Source organism: Pseudomonas sp. Irchel s3b2 (genome assembly GCF_900187445.1).
Classification (GTDB): domain Bacteria; phylum Pseudomonadota; class Gammaproteobacteria; order Pseudomonadales; family Pseudomonadaceae; genus Aquipseudomonas.
Genome location: NZ_FYEB01000001.1, coordinates 238,267 through 255,115 on the forward strand (window position 1 = coordinate 238,267; position 16,849 = coordinate 255,115).

Genomic DNA, 16,849 nt, shown 5'->3' on the forward strand with positions numbered 1-16,849 from the left:
GCCAGTACAAAACTTACTGAAGGAATCCCGCCATGCAAGACTGGCAACGTTCGGTGATCTACCAGATCTACCCGAAGAGTTTTCACAGCCACGCCGGCAACCCCACGGGGGATTTGCTCGGCGTCGTGGCCAAGCTCGACTACCTGCACTGGCTGGGTGTCGATTGCCTGTGGATCACGCCGTTCCTGCGTTCGCCCCAGCGCGACAACGGTTACGACATCAGCGACTACTACGCCATCGACCCGAGCTACGGGACCATGGCCGACTGCGAGTTGCTGATCGCCGAGGCCGGCAAGCGCGGGATCAAGTTGATGCTCGACATCGTGGTCAATCACACCTCGATCGAACACACCTGGTTTCAGCAGGCCCGCAGCAGCCTCGATAACCCTTACCGCGATTTCTACATCTGGCGCGACCAGCCGAACAACTGGGAATCCAAGTTCGGCGGTTCGGCCTGGGAGTACGAGGCCCAAACCGGTCAGTACTACCTGCACTTGTTCGACCACACGCAGGCCGACCTGAACTGGGACAACCCCCAGGTACGCGCCGAAGTCTTCAAGATGATGCGTTTCTGGCGCGACAAGGGTGTGGGCGGTTTCCGACTGGACGTGATCAACCTGATCTCCAAACCGGCGGACTTCCCCGAGGACAACAGCGACGGTCGGCGCTTCTACACCGACGGCCCGAACGTCCACGAATACCTGCAGCAGATGCACCGTGAGGTGTTCGAAGGCCATGACCTGATCAACGTCGGCGAGATGTCGTCCACCAGCCTGGAACACTGCATACGCTACTCGCGGCCGGAGTCGAAAGAACTGTCGATGACCTTCAACTTTCATCACTTGAAGGTGGATTACCCGAACCTGCAAAAGTGGGTTCGCGCCGATTTCGATTTCCTCGCACTCAAGCGCATCCTCTCCGATTGGCAAACCGGGATGCAGGCTGGCGGCGGCTGGAACGCGTTGTTCTGGTGTAATCACGACCAGCCGCGGGTGGTCTCGCGTTTTGGTCACGACGGTGAGCATCGGGTGGTGTCGGCGAAGATGCTCGGCACGGCGCTGCATTTCCTGCAGGGCACGCCGTTCGTGTACCAGGGGGAAGAACTGGGCATGACCAATCCGGGCTTCGATCACATTGATCAATACCGCGATGTCGAAACCCTGAACATCTTCCGGCTCAAGCGCGAGGCTGGTAGCAGCGATGCCGACAACATGGCGGCGATCATGCAGAAGTCCCGGGACAACAGTCGCACACCGATGCACTGGAACGCCGAGCCGAACGCCGGTTTCAGCGCTGCCGAACCCTGGATCGGCGTGCCGGCCAACGCGGCGCAGATCAACGTCGCTCATCAACTCGACGACCCGGATTCGGTGCTGCATCACTACCGTCAACTGATTGCCCTGCGCCGCAGTGAAACGCTGATGTCCGACGGCGTGTATCGGCAGTTATTGCCTGAGCACACGAAAATCTGGGCGTACGTGCGTGAAGGCCATGGCGAGCGTTTGCTGGTGCTGAACAACTTCTATGGCGCGCCGTGCGAAGTCGAACTGCCAGATGACGTGATCAGCGAAGCGATGACTCAACGTCTGGTGATCAGCAACTACCCGGTCTGTCCGCTGCGCAATCAGCAGGTGTTTTTACGGCCGTTTGAGTCGTTCGTGCTGCACCTGACTAACCACTAGCCCTTAACCAATAAAAACACCGTTTCAAAAAACACGCAGAACGCTGCGCGGGGGAGTTTTGCGCGCCGATTTTGCTGCATCACACAATAAAAATAATGAGGTGGTTCTTGAAAACAACAATAAATCGCAGCCTTGTAGCGGCGGGCGTGTGCCTGGCATTACCACTGTCGGCCCAGGCGCTGGAATTCGCCGGTTACTTGCGCAGCGGCGTCGGGACCTCGGTTAACAGCGGTAAACAGCAGTGTTTCCAGTTGCCGGGAGCGCAGTCCAAATACCGTTTGGGTAACGAATGCGAGCAGTACGCTGAACTTGAATTGCGTCAGGATCTGTACACCCTGGACGACGGTTCGGTGCTCAGTGTCGACGGCATGGCCTCGCTGTATAACCAGTACGACAAGGACCTGACCTTCAACGGCGAGAACGGCTCGGTGCGCCTGCCGCAGCTGTACGCGCAGTGGTCGAACATGCCCAGTCTCAACGGCGGTTCGCTGTGGGCCGGTCGGCGTTACTACAAGCGGAACGATATCCACATTTCCGACTTCTACTACTGGAACCAGAGCGCCACCGGTGGCGGTATCGAAGATGTGCTGATTGGTGATCTGAAGTACAGCTACGCCTTCTCGCGCAAGGACAACCTGTACCAGAAGAACTACATCAACCGTCACGACTTCAACGTCGCCGGCTTCAATACCAATCCTGGTGGTGAGCTGGAATTCGGCTTGAGCTACATCGACAAACCCGACAGCCGCGACGCTCACCGTGGTTGGGCGATTACCACCCAACATGTGCAGAAAGGCTTTCTGGGTGGCAAGAATAAACTGGCCTTTCAGTACGGCGAAGGCCCCGGCACCGGGTTGGGCTATACCGGTAACGTGAGGCTGGACGACAGCAGCAAAAGTTACCGGCTGGTGGAGTTCTTTGACTGGCAAGTGACGCCACGATTTGGTGGGCAGGTCGAGGCTGTTTATCAAAAGGACATTCGCCCGGATGGCGCCGACCAGAACTGGATTTCCCTAGGGATTCGTCCGGCGTATGCGATCACCGAGCAGTTCAAACTGGTGACCGAACTGGGCCACGATCAGGTCGAAGCCACGGGCGGGACGCGCAAGCTGAGCAAGTTCACCTTCGCCCCGACCTGGTCGCCCAAAGGCCCGGAATTCTGGGCGCGCCCCGAGGTGCGTCTGTATTACACCTATGCCAGCTGGAACGAGGCGGCCAAAAGGGCGGCCAATGAACTGGCGGCGGGTTCGGCGTTGTCCGACACCGGTACCTTCGGCACGGCGCGACACGGTGCGAACGTCGGATTGCAGGTCGAGTATTGGTGGAAATAAGCGATGCTGTCGGAGCCTCGCGCTCCATCAGCACTTCAAAGAACAAAACAGCAGGTGACGTCATGGCCACACCCCAACAATTGCAACTGCTGGCACCCCTGTCCGGCGTGCTGATGCCGCTGGACCAAGTGCCCGATCAAGTGTTTTCCAGTCGCGTGATCGGCGACGGTCTGTGCATCGATCCGACTTCGCAAGCCTTGTGCGCACCGCTGGCCGGGGTGATCAGCAATGTGCAGGTCAGTGGGCATGCCGTCAGCATCACCGACGACAATGGCGTGCAGGTGCTGATGCACATCGGCCTCGATACCGTGAACCTGGCTGGAAAGGGTTTCACCCGGTTGGTGGAGGAAGGTCAGCGGGTTGAGGTGGGGCAGGCGCTGATCGAGTTCGATGCCGATTACATCGCCTTGAACGCCCGCAGTTTGTTGACCTTGATGCTGGTGGTCAGCGGTGAGCCGTTCACCTGGCTGACACCCGAAACGAGTGTGGTGCAAAGCGGTCAGCCGCTGCTGAGTCTGAATCCATCCGAAGTGGCGGCCGATGAGGGGATTGCGCAGGAGGGCGAAGCGCTGTTCTCCAGACCGGTGACGTTGCCCAATGCCAACGGTTTGCACGCTCGCCCTGCGGCAGTGTTCGCCCAAGCGGCGAAAGACTTTTCGGCGAGTATTTGTCTGCATAAACAGCAGAGCAGTGCGAACGCCAAATCCCTGGTGGCGATCATGGCTTTGCAGACCGCCCATGGCGACATCCTGCAGGTCAGCGCGGTGGGTGCGGATGCCGAAGTGGCGATCAAGACGCTGGCCGAGTTACTGACTGCCGGTTGCGGGGAAACCGTGACGGTGGTGGCAGAGGCCGAGACAGTTGTGGTCGAGACCTCATCGCTGAAAGTGCTGCGCGGCGTCTGCGCCTCGGCGGGGTCGGCGTTTGGCCAAGTGGTGCAAATTGCACAGCAGACACTCGAGGTGAGTGAGTTCGGCGTGAGTCCTCAGGTTGAGCGCGAGCATCTGTCCCGGGCGTTGTCTGAGGCAGTTCTGGCCTTGCAGCAGTTGCGTGACAAGGCCACGGGTGACGCCCAGGCAGACATCTTCAAGGCGCATCAGGAATTGCTCGAAGACCCAAGCCTGTTGGATCAGGCCTTGGCGCTGATCGACGCCGGCAAAAGCGCCGGTTTCGCCTGGCGTGCGGCTACAGAGTCGACGGCAGCCTTGTTCAAAAGCCTGGGCAATGCCTTGCTGGCCGAACGGGCGGCGGATTTGGCCGACGTCGGTCAACGGGTACTCAAGCTGATTCTCGGCGTGGAGGATCATGCGATGGAGTTGCCGGACGGGGCGATTCTGATTGCCGAGCAACTGACGCCCTCCCAGACGGCTGGCCTGGACACGCGCAAGGTGCTGGGGTTCGCCACGGTCGGCGGTGGCGCCACCAGCCACGTGGCGATTCTGGCGCGGGCCTTTGGTTTGCCGGCGATCTGCGGGTTGCCGGTTCAGGTGCTTGCACTGATCAATGGCACCCGGGTTTTGCTCGATGCCGACAAAGGCGAACTACAGCTTGATCCTGATCTGGCCGCCATTGAGCAGTTGCAAGCCAATCGCCAGCAACAAAAGAAACGCCAGCAATACGAGCTGGAAAATGCAGGGTTTGCTGCCTGTACCCGCGATGGGCATCACTTTGAAATCACCGCCAATATTGCTTCCCTGGTCGAAGCCGAACAGGCCATGACGCTGGGCGGTGAGGGCGTCGGCCTGTTGCGTTCGGAGTTTCTTTATCTGGATCGCAACCACGCGCCAAGCCATGACGAGCAGGCATCCACCTACAGTGCTATCGCCCGCGCCGTGGGACCGGCGCGCAATCTGGTGGTGCGAACCCTGGATGTCGGCGGTGACAAACCGTTGGCCTACGTGCCGATGGAGCGCGAAACCAATCCGTTCCTGGGTATGCGCGGGATTCGTTTGTGCCTGGAGCGTCCGCAGCTGTTGCGCGATCAGTTCAAGGCGATTCTGAACAGCGCCGGACTGGCTCGCCTGCACATCATGCTGCCGATGGTCACGCAGCTGTCGGAGTTGCGGCTGGCCCGTCAACTGCTTGAAGAAGAGGCGCTGGCGTTGGGGCTCAAGGAATTGCCGAAACTGGGAATTATGATCGAAGTACCTGCGGCGGCGTTGATGGCTGATCTGTTTGCGCCCGAGGTGGATTTCTTCTCCATCGGCACCAACGACCTCACCCAATACACCCTGGCCATGGACCGCGATCACCCACGGCTGGCCAGTCAGGCCGATAGTTTTCATCCGGCGGTGCTGCGCTTGATCGCCAACACGGTGAAAGCCGCTCATACCCACGGTAAATGGGTCGGTGTGTGTGGTGCCATGGCTTCGGAAAAACTGGCGGTACCGCTGTTGCTGGGGCTTGGGGTGGATGAACTGTCGGTGAGCGTGCCATTGATTCCAGCGATCAAAGCGGCAGTTCGCGAAGTGGATCTGCTGGACTGCCAAGCCATCGCTCAGCAAGTGCTGGGGCTGGAAAGTGCCGAGCAGGTACGCGAGGCATTGCGGCTGCACCACGAGGCGACGGTCGATACTTCACTGGTTCTGGAGAACTGAGCATGTTCGAGAAAATGCAGCGGGCGTTCTGGAAAGCGTTGACGCCGGATCTGGTGGTGGATGAGCCAAAAGTGGAGGCTCAGCCTGTTTTCGGTTTGGCCGCGAATGTCGTGGCCGCGTTGGGTGGTGTGGATAACCTCAAGTCGCAGCAGCACGTGGCGTTGACCCGGGTGCGGGTTGAATTGCGAGATATGGCGCGGATGGATCGGCAGGCGTTAACGGCGGCGGGGGTACCAGGGGTGATGATGCTGGAGGATGGGGTTGTGCATCTGATTACCGGACTTCAGCCATAACCGGACCTTTGTGGCGAGGGGCTTGCCTTGCGGCAGGCCGTTACCGGCCCGCACACAAAAATCTGACACTCCCCTACACGGTGATCGTTCCCACGCTCCGCGTGGGAATGCCTCAAGGGACGCTCCGCGTTCCAGCCACACCGTCGCTGTCGAGCCAGTCACCGATGTGACGCAGAGCGTCACGGGCTGCATTCCCACGCAGAGCGTGGGAACGATCATTCATCAGGCGCGGGGGCTTTGCTGGGGATCGATCAGGAAAGAAGTCGAGAAATGTGGAAATGGATGTAGGGGGATCGCTAATTGACGCCAGCCATGATCTGCCTGTGACCATCCGCCGCGCTGCCCTTACTGTTTCTCAACCGCAGGTGTATCGTATTCGCCTTTTGCAGGCCCCGTGCCTGTGGCTGATACGTGAGGTAGTTGAGTTCATGTCCTTTACCCGTCGACAAATACTCGGTGGTCTGGCCGGTCTTGTGGTGGTTGGCGTGGGGGCCGGTGGCGCGTCGCGTTACTGGCTGGGCAAGATGGCCGACGCGGATGCCGGCCACGACTATGAGCTGATCGCCGCACCGCTGGACGTCGAACTGGTGACCGGGCACACAACCCAGGCTTGGGCGTTCGGCCCATCGGCACCGGGCACTGAATTGCGTGTGCGTCAGGGCGAATGGCTGCGGGTGCGCTTCATCAACCATCTGCCGGTGGCGACCACTATTCACTGGCACGGCATCCGCCTGCCGCTGGAAATGGACGGCGTGCCCTACGTCTCGCAATTGCCGGTGCTGCCGGGCGAGTACTTCGACTATAAATTCCGCGTACCCGACGCCGGCAGCTACTGGTATCACCCGCACGTGAACAGCAGCGAAGAGCTCGGTCGCGGATTGGTCGGCCCGCTGATCATCGAAGAGCGCGAGCCCACCGGTTTCAAATACGAAAAGACCTTGAGCCTCAAGAGTTGGCACGTCGATGAAGAGGGCGCCTTCGTAGCGTTCAGTATTCCTCGTGAAGCGGCCCGGGGCGGCACGGCGGGGGGGCTGTCGACCATCAACGGCGTCTCGCAAGCGGTGATCGACTTGCCCGCCGGGCAGGTCACTCGCGTACGCCTGCTCAACCTCGACAACACGCTGACGTACCGCCTCAACATTCCTGGCGTCGAAGCGCAGATCTACGCATTGGATGGCAATCCCATCGAGCCACGGCCACTGGGCAAGGAATACTGGCTGGGTCCTGGCATGCGCATTTGCCTGGCGATCAAGGCACCGCCGGCCGGCGAAGAGTTATCCCTGCGCAATGGCCCGGTACGTCTGGGCACCTTCCGCTCAGTGGCGAACACCGATGCGCCAACCGAGTGGCCACCGGCGCTGCCCGCCAACCCGGTGGCCGAGCCGGACCTGGCCAATGCCGAGAAACTCAACTTCAATTTTGAATGGGTGGGCTCGGTGTCGGTCAATGTCGAAAACGGCAAGCCGCCAAGCCTGTGGCAGATCAACGGCAAGGCCTGGGACATCACCGACAAGACCTGCGCCGATCGACCGATTGCCAAGCTCGAAAAGGGCAAAAGCTATATTTTCGAATTGAAGAACATGACTCAGTATCAACACCCGATCCATTTGCATGGCATGAGCTTCAAGGTCATTGCCTCGAACCGGCACAAGGTCATCCCGTACTTCACCGACACCTACCTGTTGGGCAAGAACGAGCGCGCGCAAGTGGCGCTGGTGGCGGATAACCCTGGGGTCTGGATGTTCCACTGCCATGTGATCGACCACATGGAAACCGGCCTGATGGCCGCCATCGAGGTGGCGTGATGCGTCAGATTCGTCCCGCAGCGATTATCGACCGCAGCCGTGATCGTGATTTCATGCGCGAAGCCTTGGCCCTGGCCGCTCAAGGCGCGGCGCTGGGTGAAGTGCCGGTGGGCGCGGTGCTGGTGCAGGACGGTGAAATCATCGGGCGCGGTTTCAATTGCCCGATCAGCGGCAACGACCCCAGCGCCCACGCCGAGATGGTCGCGATCCGCGCCGCGGCTCAGGCCGCCAGCAACTATCGCCTGCCGGGCAGCACGCTCTACGTCACCCTGGAGCCGTGCAGCATGTGCGCCGGGCTGATCGTGCACTCGCGGATTGCGCGGGTGGTGTATGGCGCGCTGGAACCCAAGGCCGGGATTGTGCAGAGCCAGGGGCAATTCTTTACCCAGGGCTTTTTGAATCATCGGGTGTTGTATGAGGGTGGGGTATTGGCGGAGGAGTGTGGCGCGGTGTTGAGCGAATTCTTCAAGGCCCGCCGAGCAAAACCAACAGACTAAACACCGATACCTGTGGGAGCGGGCTTGCCCGCGATGGCGTCGGCACATCAAACATTGATGTTAACTGAACCACCGCTATCGCGGGCAAGCCCGCTTCCACAGGTTTATCTGGTATCTGGAGATTGAGGCTACTTACGGGCGACGATGACGGCACGCATCGGCGCCGGCAGCCCTTCAACCGTTTTGCTGTGATCTTCCGGGTCAAGGAAGTCGCTCAACGACTGATACTTCATCCACTCCGTCCCGCGTTGTTCCTCGACCGTGGTCACGCTCACATCCACGCAGCGCACATCGCTGAAGCCGGCGCGGCGCAGCCACAGTTCCAGCGCTGGCACCGACGGCAGGAACCACACGTTACGCATCTGCGCGTAACGGTCTTCCGGCACCAGCACCTGTTGCTGATCGCCTTCGATCACCAGCGTCTCCAGCACCAGTTCACCGCCCTTGACCAGGCAATCCTTCAGCGCCAGCAAATGCTCGATCGGCGAACGGCGGTGATAGAACACACCCATGGAAAACACCGTGTCGAAACCTTCCAGATTGGGAGGAAGATCCTCAAAGGGAAACGGTAAGTGCCAGGCATTGGGTTCGGACAGGTAACGCTGTACCGCTTGGAACTGGCAGAAAAACAGCCAGTTTGGGTCGACACCGATCACGCTGTCAGCGCCGGCGCCGAGCATGCGCCACATGTAATAGCCGTTGCCGCAACCGACATCGAGGATGCGTTTACCCTTCAGGTCCAGATGCGGAGCTACCCGGGACCACTTCCAGTCCGAACGCCATTCAGTGTCGACATGCACGCCGAACAGGTCGAACGGGCCCTTGCGCCAAGGCGACAAACCCATCAGCGCGGTACGCATTTGCGCGCGGGTCTCAAAGTCGCAATCGGTGTCCAGTTTCAAGCCATTCAACAAATCGACTTCGCTTGGCTGAATCTTTGGCAACGCATCCAGGGCGCTCTGCCAGCGTTCCAGGTCGCCGTGACCTTTTTCCATTTTCTTGTCGAGTTGCGCTTGCAGGGTGTTGGCCCATTCGGCCAGCGGAGTACCGGCCAGGCGGCGGGCGAGGGGAGACAGATCAATCATGGCAAGGCAATCAACGAGGCAAAGTTAAGACACTGGAACCACGGCACGACTTTCGAGAACCCGGCGGCCAGCAGGCGCTCGCGGTGTTCTTCGAGGCTGTCGGGCTTCATGACGTTTTCGATGGCGCTGCGTTTCTGGGCGATTTCCAGTTCGCTGTAGCCGTTGGCGCGTTTGAAGGCCACGTGCAGGTCGGTGAGCAGCGCGTGTTCTTCGGGGTCGTTGAAGCGCAGCTTCTCCGAGAGAATCAGCGCGCCGCCGGGCAACAACGATTGGCGGATGCGTGAGAGCAGCGCGGTGCGCTGGTCTGGAGCGATGAATTGCAGGGTGAAGTTCAGCGCCACCACCGAGGCCGGCTGAAACTCGAGAGCGAGGATGTCGCCTTCGATCACTTCCACCGGCAGCAATTCCTGGAACATCGAATCCTGGCCGTTGAGGTACTCGCGGCAACGCTCGACCATGGCGGCGGAGTTATCCACAGCGATGACGCGGCAGCCATCGGTGCGCACGTGCCGGCGCAGGGCCTGGGTCACTGCGCCGAGGGACGAGCCCAAGTCGTAGAGCACGCTGTTGGGCTGGGCGAACTGCGCAGCGAGCACGCCAAGGTTTTCCACGATGGTCGGATAACCCGGCACCGAGCGCTTGATCATGTCCGGGAACACCCGCACCACATCCTCGTTAAAGGCGAAGTCAGGCACCTGGGTCAATGGCTGGGCGAAAAGGCGATCGGATTCTTTGCTCACGGCGGTTCCAGCGGCGTAGATGGAAAAGGTTGGCATTTTAGCCAAATTGACGGGGGGATGCGCGGGTTGTCTGATAAACCGCGATTACCCCATGATCGTTCCCACGCTCTGCGTGGGAACGCCTCCCGTGACGCTCTGCGTCACATCCAACGCGGGACGCGGAGCGTCCGTGGCTGCATTCCCACGCAGAGCGTGGGAACGATCTATAGAGGACGGCGAACGGATTGAGAAAAAGTCGACGCCGCAATCCCCCATTGCCCCAGCCAATAACTAAGGATGATCACGTAAGGCGCGGCATGAAATGGCATTACAAACCGGTTAATGCCAATCACGCTGTCAGAAAACACAAACGCCCCCGCGCCAGCCGCCGCCAGCAGCGCCGAGCGTTTGGGTACGTCGGTGCCGAGTCGGGCCAGGGCGCGCCAGAGCATGGCGCTGATGGCCAGACCGTAGACGATCACCGGGATCAGCAGTGGTCCCAAGCCATTGGCAATCAGAATCCCCAGCAGTACCGCGCCGACGCTCAGCGCGAGGATCAACGGCAACAGTGCCAGACGCCGGCAATCGCTCAAATAAGCTTTCAGATACGCCAAATGCGCGACCAAAAACGCGCCAAGGCCAAACACGAACAAATCTTGCGGCCATGCCAGCAACACGTCGCCGACCAGGGAGAAAATCAACCCCAGGCTAATCCAGCGTCGATAGTCACTGGGCGGTGCATCGTGCAACCAGCCAAGCAAGGCCAGCACCGGCATCGGTTTGACCAGCAGGCAGAGCAGCGTCGCATGCACGCTCAGGCCATAAACAAAGGTCACCGCGCCCATCAGCGCCAGAATCAGCCAGCCCACGTTCAGTTAACCGCGATGGCGCAGTCGAAGGTTTTCACCGCCGGTACTTCGGGTGCCCATGGCTGTGAATAGGTCAGGCGCAAACGGCCAGTGCCGGTGGCGAAGGCCTGGAAACGCCAGGTCGAAAGGCCGGCGCTGCCGACGACCCCGGCGTCTTCCGGGTTGCTATAGACCTCGGGGCTGAGCGCACGCAACACGCCACCGGCCGAATCCTGGATCGTCCAGCGGTAACCCGTGGTCGGGTTGCTTGGCAGGGTCAGGATCAGGTTTTGCCCATTGTGCAGTTTCGCCGGGCATTCGCTTTGTTTTTCCACGGTCACGTTCTGTTTCGGTTGCGTGGCGCAAGCGCTTAGCAGAGTGAGAGCGAGGGGGATCAACAGGCGGGTGGGGGACATAAGATCAGTGGCTCCGGCGTTCACGACGAACGGCGAGCATAACTGAAGATGAGACAAAGTGTGACAGTGCCGGGAGTGGTGGGGTGTCAGGGCTGACGCCTTCGCGGGCAAGCCTCGCTCCTACAGGGTTGTGTGTTGTTCGCATTTTTTGTGATCAACACGTAAACCTGTAGGAGCGAGGCTTGCCCGCGAAAGCAATCGCACAAACACTACATAACTATCAGAACAATATCTTCGCCACATCCGCAAAGCGCTTGGCAAAGTGCACGGTAATCCCTTCCTTCAGATATTCCGGCAGTTCCTCGAAGCTGCCGCGATTAGGCTCCGGCAGGATCAACTCGAAAATCTTTTGCCGCCGCGCAGCGATGACTTTCTCGCGCACACCGCCAATCGGCAGTACATGCCCGGTCAGCGTCAGTTCACCGGTCATGGCCACGCCTTTTTTCGGCGACTGGTTGCGGGCGAGCGAGAGCAGGGCGCTGGCCATGGTCACGCCGGCGCTTGGGCCGTCTTTCGGCGTGGCACCTTCCGGTACGTGGAGGTGGACGAAGGCTTCGTCGAAGAACGTCGGATCACCGCCAAATTGCTTCAGATGGGAGCTGACGTAGCTGTAGGCAATTTCCGCCGACTCTTTCATCACCTCTCCCAGTTGCCCAGTGAGTTTGAAGCCCCGGTTGAGGGTGTGAATGCGCGTGGCTTCGATCGGCAGGGTCGCGCCGCCCATGCTGGTCCACGCCAGCCCGGTGATCACGCCAATGCCGGACAATACTTGCTCGTTGCGGAACACCGGTCGGCCGAGTGAGGTTTCGAGGTCTTTCGGGCCGAGTTTGATCACCACTTTCGGTTCGTCGAGCAGCTTCATCACCGCTTTGCGCACCAATTTGCCAAGGTTCTTTTCCAGTTGGCGCACCCCCGCTTCACGGGCATAACCGTCGATCAACGCTCTGAGGGCGTTGTCGCTGATGCTCAGGCTGCCTTTGGACACGCCGGCCTTTTCCAGCTGTTTCGGCCACAGGTGACGCTTGGCGATCACGACTTTCTCTTCGGTGATGTAACCCGACAGGCGAATCACTTCCATCCGGTCCAGCAACGGGCCGGGAATCGAATCCAGGGTGTTGGCGGTGCAGACGAACAGCACTTTCGACAGGTCCAGGCGCAAATCCAGATAGTGATCAAGGAATTCGACGTTCTGTTCCGGATCGAGGGTTTCCAGCAGCGCCGAGGCGGGGTCGCCCTGGTAGCTCTGGCCCATCTTGTCGATCTCGTCGAGCATGATCACCGGGTTCATCACTTCGACGTCTTTCAACGCGTGGACGAGTTTGCCCGGTTGCGCGCCGATGTAGGTGCGGCGGTGGCCCTTGATCTCGGCTTCGTCGCGCATGCCGCCGACGCTGAAGCGATAGAACGGCCGGCCGAGGGATTCGGCGATGGACTTGCCGACGCTGGTCTTGCCCACGCCCGGCGGGCCCACCAGCAGGACGATGGAACCGCTGATCTCGCCTTTATAAGCGCCGACCGCGAGGAATTCGAGGATGCGGTCCTTGATGTCATCAAGGCCAGCGTGGTGTTTGTCCAGCACCTTGCGCGCGTGTTTGAGGTCGAGTTTGTCCTCGCCGTACACACCCCAGGGTACCGAAGTCGCCCAGTCGAGATAGTTGCGGGTCACCGCGTATTCCGGCGAGCCGGTCTCGAGGATCGACAGCTTGTTCATTTCCTCTTCAATACGTTTCTGCGCCTGGGGCGGCAACACTTTGCCCGTCAGACGTTGCTCGAACTGCTCGACGTCGGCGCTGCGGTCATCTTTGGTCAGGCCCAGCTCCTGCTGGATAACCTTGAGCTGCTCCTTGAGGAAGAACTCGCGTTGATGCTCGCCGATCTTGCGATTCACTTCGGCGGAGATTTCTTTCTGCAGACGCGCGACTTCGACTTCCTTGCGTAGCATCGGCAGGACTTTTTCCATGCGCTTGAGCATCGGCACGCAGTCGAGCACCTCTTGCAGCTCGCTGCCCGTGGCCGAGGTCAGGGCCGCGGCGAAGTCGGTCAGCGGTGACGGGTCGTTGGGGCTGAAGCGGTTGAGGTAGTTTTTCAGTTCTTCGCTGTACAGCGGGTTGAGCGGCAGCAGTTCCTTGATCGCGTTGATCAGCGCCATCCCGTAGGCCTTGACCTCGTCGGTCGGCTCGGTGGGCTGATGCGGGTATTCGACTTCCACCAGGTAGGGCGGGCGATGGTGTTTGAGCCAGGTTTTGATGCGTACGCGGGTCAGGCCCTGGGCGACGAATTGCAGTTTGCCGTTTTCGCGACTGGCGTGGTGGACTTTGACCAGGGTGCCGTATTCCGGCAGGGCTTTGGTGTCGAAGTGGCGCGGATCTTCTTGAGGGCTGTCCATGAAGAACAGGGCCAGGGAGTGGTGGTCGGCTTGGCTCACCAGCTCGAGGGTTTCGGCCCACGGCTCTTCGTTGACGATCACCGGCAGTACTTGAGCCGGAAAGAAGGGGCGGTTGTGGATCGGAATGATGTAGACCTTGTCCGGCAGGTTCTGACCAGGCAGGGCGAGGCCTTTGCCGGTGGAGTGGTGTTCGACGTTGTCTGTTTCGGCGAATTCTCTCGTGTCTTCGGGGAATTCTTGCTGGTCGGTCATGGGGCACCTGCGCAATAGAGTATGGGTCTTAGATGGGGCAGGCTTTTGGTGGTTTCAATGGCTCTGGATATTTCAGCGTGTGTGTTCAGGGTTTTGACAGGTGCCTGGACTTGGCGGCCTGACAGCCGACCAATCTTTCTCAGACATACGCCGACCCACTTGTAGGAGCGAGGCTTGCCCGCGAAGGCGGTGTATCAGGCAACATCCATGTTGAATGTGAAATCGCCTTCGCGGGCAAGCCTCGCTCCTACAGGGGGATGTGCAAGATTGCGTTACCCACAAAAAAGGCGACCCCCTCACGGGAGTCGCCTTTCGTTTTACTGCCGCTACCGCTTATTCCGACAGTTTGTACGCAATCACATAGTCACCTTGCTTGGTGCCCAGCGATCCATGACCACCCGCAACAACGAGCACGTATTGCTTGCCGTCTTTGCCGGTGTAGGTCATCGGTGTGGTTTGCGCGCCTGCTGGCAGGCGGCCTTCCCACAGTTGCTTACCGTTTTTCACATCGTAGGCGCGCAGGTACTGGTCGAGGGTGCCGCTCAGGAAGGCCACGCCACTGGCGGTGGTGAAGGCCCCGCCCAGGCTCGGTACGCCCATGCTCAGTGGGATCGGGACCGGCGCGCTGTCGCGCACGGTGCCGTTCTTGTGCATCCAGATGGTTTTGTTGGTGGTCAAATCGACTGCGGCCACATAGCCCCAGGCCGGTGCCTGGCACGGCAGGCCCATTGGCGACAGCAGCGCTTCGAGGATCACGCCGTAAGGCGCGCCTTTGTTGGGCTGCACGCCTTCGGTTTCGCTGACGCGAGGGCCTTGTTTGGCGATTTCCGCGGCCGGGATCAGCTTCGATTTGAATGCCATGTAGCTCGGGTTCACGAAAGCGATCTGACGCACCGGATCAATCGAGATGCCGCCCCAGTCGAACACACCGAAGTTACCGGGATAAACGATCGAGCCTTGCAGCGACGGCGGGGTGAACATGCCGTCGTAACGCAGGGATTTGAAGTCGATCCGGCACAGCATCTGATCGAACGGGGTCACGCCCCACATGTCGCGTTCCTTGAGGACCGGCGGCACAAAGTTCAGGTCGGACATCGGTTGGGTCGGCGAAGTGTGGTCGCCTTCCACTGCGCCTTGCGGCACCGGGATTTCCTTGATCGGCACGATCGGCTGACCATTGCTGCGGTCCAGCACGTAGATGCTGCCTTGCTTGGTGGACGCAAGCACCGCCGGTTTCACACCGTCCGCGGTTTTCAGGTCCATCAGGGTTGGCTGGCCGCCGACGTCCATGTCCCACAGGTCATGGTGGGTGAACTGGAAGTGCCAGCGCACTTTGCCGGTGGCGATGTCCAGAGCGGTCAGGCCGGCGGCGTGCAGTTCCGATTCAGGAGTACGTGCACCACCGAATTGATCCGGGGTCTGGTTGCCCATCGGCAGGTAGATCATGCCGAGTTTTTCGTCGACGCTGAAGATGGACCACATGTTCGGCGAGTTGCGGGTGTAGACCTTGCCTTCGGCAATCGGCGTGGTGTCGTCCGGGTTGCCGCTGTCCCAGTTCCACACCAGTTTGCCGGTGTGTACGTCGAACGCGCGGATCACACCGCTTGGCTCGTCGATCGAAACGTTGTCGGTAACGTGGCCGCCAATCACCACCAGGTCTTTGGTGACCGCCGGTGGCGAAGTGGAGTAGTAACCGCCGGCGGTGAATTCACCGATGTTGGTCGTCAGGTCAACCTGGCCACCGTTACCGAAGTCTTCGCACATTTTGCCGGTGTCGGCGTTCAGGGCGATCAGACGGGTGTCGGCGGTCGGCAGGAAGATCCGGCGCGGGCAGACGCTGGCCACTGGCGCGTTGGCAGTGCCGGTCGGGCTCTGCTCGGACGCGTAGGCGGCGTCATCGTGATAGGTCACGCCACGGCAGGTCATGTGCGCCCAACCCTTGAAGTTCGCCGCGTTCTGCGTGGAGAGCTTCGGATCGAAACGCCAGAGTTCCTTGCCGGTGTCCGGGTCCAGCGCGATCACCTGGCTGTGTGGCGTGCAGACATAAAGCATGCCGTTGGCTTTGAGCGGGGTGTTTTCGGCGGTGGTTTCGCCCGGGTCATTCGGGCCAGGCAGATCGCCGGTGCGGTAGGTCCAGGCGGGAACCAGTTTGCTGACGTTTTGCGGCGTGATTTGCGCCAGTGGCGAGTAACGATCGCCATGGGCGCTGCGGCCGTAGGAGTTCCAGTCGCCGTCGGGCATGGCCGGAGCGGTGTTGGTCATGCCAGGCACGGCGTCGCGATCCAGTTCACCTTTGATTTCACCGGGGTTGGTGAACAGGCTGGCCAGCGCGGCGATACCGGTGATGACCACGGCGGCGCTCAGCACACCGGTGCCGACCGGATTGAACTCGCCGGTACGCAATGGGCGACGAAACCATGGCAGCAGCATGACGATGCCGAGGGCAAAGAGCAGCGCCAGACGTGGCACCAATTGCCACCAGTCCAGGCCGACTTCCCACAGTGCCCAGACCGTACTGGCGAACAGCACCACCGCGTACACGCTCATCGCTGCATAACGGTCGGCCAGCAACAGCCCCCCGGTCAGCATCAGGCCGATACCGGCCAGCAAGTAATACAGCGAGCCGCCAAGCATGCTCAGCTTGATCCCCCCGGCCAGCAAGGCCAGGCCCATTAGCAGAAGCACGATACCGAGCAGGCTCGGTAGCAGACGGCTTCGACTGAAAGCACCATCAGCGCTCATAGTGTGATTCTCCGTGACGTTTTAAGTAGTCCCGCGCAAGTTCACTGTAGATGACGATCTTGTGCAGGCAGGGTTCATGTAAAAAGTGTTTGGACGCTGCATTCCCTTGTAGGAGCGAGGCTTGCCCGCGAAGACGGATTAACATTCAACAAAAGATGCTGATTAATAGATCGCCTTCGCGGGCAAGTCGGATCGC

The 16,849-nt window shown here is 60.2% G+C and carries 12 protein-coding genes; 6 read left to right on the plus strand and 6 right to left on the minus strand.

Annotated features, from left to right (window positions below; genetic code table 11):
* The first annotated feature begins 32 nt into the window (after positions 1–32).
* From treC to tadA, 6 genes are all read left to right on the plus strand, one after another.
* A complete protein-coding gene (gene treC, locus CKW20_RS01145; RefSeq protein WP_095051297.1) occupies positions 33–1,682 on the plus strand; it encodes an alpha,alpha-phosphotrehalase in 1,650 nt (549 codons plus the stop codon).
* A gap of 107 nt (positions 1,683–1,789) precedes the next feature.
* Entirely contained in the window at positions 1,790–3,013 is a 1,224-nt protein-coding gene (locus CKW20_RS01150) for a carbohydrate porin (RefSeq protein WP_095051298.1), read from the plus strand.
* A 62-nt stretch (positions 3,014–3,075) separates the two neighbouring features.
* Positions 3,076–5,610, plus strand: coding sequence for a phosphoenolpyruvate--protein phosphotransferase (ptsP, locus tag CKW20_RS01155; RefSeq protein ID WP_095051299.1), 2,535 nt, complete (start codon positions 3,076–3,078; stop codon positions 5,608–5,610).
* A 2-nt stretch (positions 5,611–5,612) separates the two neighbouring features.
* Positions 5,613–5,903 (plus strand): PTS transporter subunit EIIB, encoded by a 291-nt coding sequence (locus CKW20_RS01160; RefSeq protein WP_095051300.1) that lies wholly within the window; start codon positions 5,613–5,615, stop codon positions 5,901–5,903.
* A gap of 428 nt (positions 5,904–6,331) precedes the next feature.
* Complete coding sequence (locus CKW20_RS01165) at positions 6,332–7,708, plus strand: multicopper oxidase family protein (RefSeq protein WP_141228902.1); 1,377 nt, start codon at positions 6,332–6,334, stop codon at positions 7,706–7,708.
* Complete coding sequence (gene tadA / locus CKW20_RS01170; RefSeq protein ID WP_095051301.1) at positions 7,708–8,205, plus strand: tRNA adenosine(34) deaminase TadA; 498 nt, start codon at positions 7,708–7,710, stop codon at positions 8,203–8,205. The genes CKW20_RS01165 and tadA overlap by 1 nt, the downstream gene beginning before the upstream one ends.
* Before the next feature lie 128 nt (positions 8,206–8,333).
* On the opposite strand, the gene cmoB is transcribed toward tadA, so the two are convergent.
* The 6 genes from cmoB to CKW20_RS01200 form a co-directional block, all read right to left on the minus strand.
* Positions 8,334–9,290, minus strand: coding sequence for a tRNA 5-methoxyuridine(34)/uridine 5-oxyacetic acid(34) synthase CmoB (cmoB, locus tag CKW20_RS01175; RefSeq protein ID WP_095051302.1), 957 nt, complete (start codon positions 9,288–9,290; stop codon positions 8,334–8,336).
* A complete protein-coding gene (gene cmoA / locus CKW20_RS01180) occupies positions 9,287–10,066 on the minus strand; it encodes a carboxy-S-adenosyl-L-methionine synthase CmoA (RefSeq protein ID WP_176466841.1) in 780 nt (259 codons plus the stop codon). The genes cmoB and cmoA overlap by 4 nt, the downstream gene beginning before the upstream one ends.
* Positions 10,067–10,233: 167 nt before the next feature.
* A complete protein-coding gene (locus CKW20_RS01185; protein ID WP_095051303.1) occupies positions 10,234–10,878 on the minus strand; it encodes a lysoplasmalogenase in 645 nt (214 codons plus the stop codon).
* Positions 10,879–10,880: 2 nt separating this feature from the next.
* The gene (locus tag CKW20_RS01190; RefSeq protein ID WP_095051304.1) at positions 10,881–11,273 is read right to left on the minus strand and encodes a protease inhibitor I42 family protein; all 393 of its coding nucleotides are present in this window, start codon (positions 11,271–11,273) and stop codon (positions 10,881–10,883) included.
* 220 nt (positions 11,274–11,493) lie between these two features.
* Positions 11,494–13,911 carry an endopeptidase La gene (gene lon, locus CKW20_RS01195; protein ID WP_095051305.1) on the minus strand — a complete coding sequence of 806 codons (2,418 nt, stop codon included), beginning with the start codon at positions 13,909–13,911 and terminating at the stop codon, positions 11,494–11,496.
* 333 nt (positions 13,912–14,244) lie between these two features.
* Positions 14,245–16,653 carry a glucose/quinate/shikimate family membrane-bound PQQ-dependent dehydrogenase gene (locus CKW20_RS01200; RefSeq protein ID WP_095051306.1) on the minus strand — a complete coding sequence of 803 codons (2,409 nt, stop codon included), beginning with the start codon at positions 16,651–16,653 and terminating at the stop codon, positions 14,245–14,247.
* Positions 16,654–16,849: the final 196 nt, after the last annotated feature.

What these genes read in the sequence shown, in the direction of transcription:
- treC (WP_095051297.1), top strand. Translation starts at nt 33, where the DNA reads ATGCAAGACTGGCAACGTTCGGTGATCTACCAGATCTACCCGAAGAGT.
- CKW20_RS01190 (WP_095051304.1), bottom strand. Translation starts at nt 11,273, where the DNA reads ATGTCCCCCACCCGCCTGTTGATCCCCCTCGCTCTCACTCTGCTAAGC.
- CKW20_RS01165 (WP_141228902.1), top strand. Translation starts at nt 6,332, where the DNA reads ATGTCCTTTACCCGTCGACAAATACTCGGTGGTCTGGCCGGTCTTGTG.
- CKW20_RS01160 (WP_095051300.1), top strand. Translation starts at nt 5,613, where the DNA reads ATGTTCGAGAAAATGCAGCGGGCGTTCTGGAAAGCGTTGACGCCGGAT.
- lon (WP_095051305.1), bottom strand. Translation starts at nt 13,911, where the DNA reads ATGACCGACCAGCAAGAATTCCCCGAAGACACGAGAGAATTCGCCGAA.
- cmoB (WP_095051302.1), bottom strand. Translation starts at nt 9,290, where the DNA reads ATGATTGATCTGTCTCCCCTCGCCCGCCGCCTGGCCGGTACTCCGCTG.
- tadA (WP_095051301.1), top strand. Translation starts at nt 7,708, where the DNA reads ATGCGTCAGATTCGTCCCGCAGCGATTATCGACCGCAGCCGTGATCGT.
- CKW20_RS01200 (WP_095051306.1), bottom strand. Translation starts at nt 16,653, where the DNA reads ATGAGCGCTGATGGTGCTTTCAGTCGAAGCCGTCTGCTACCGAGCCTG.
- cmoA (WP_176466841.1), bottom strand. Translation starts at nt 10,066, where the DNA reads ATGCCAACCTTTTCCATCTACGCCGCTGGAACCGCCGTGAGCAAAGAA.
- ptsP (WP_095051299.1), top strand. Translation starts at nt 3,076, where the DNA reads ATGGCCACACCCCAACAATTGCAACTGCTGGCACCCCTGTCCGGCGTG.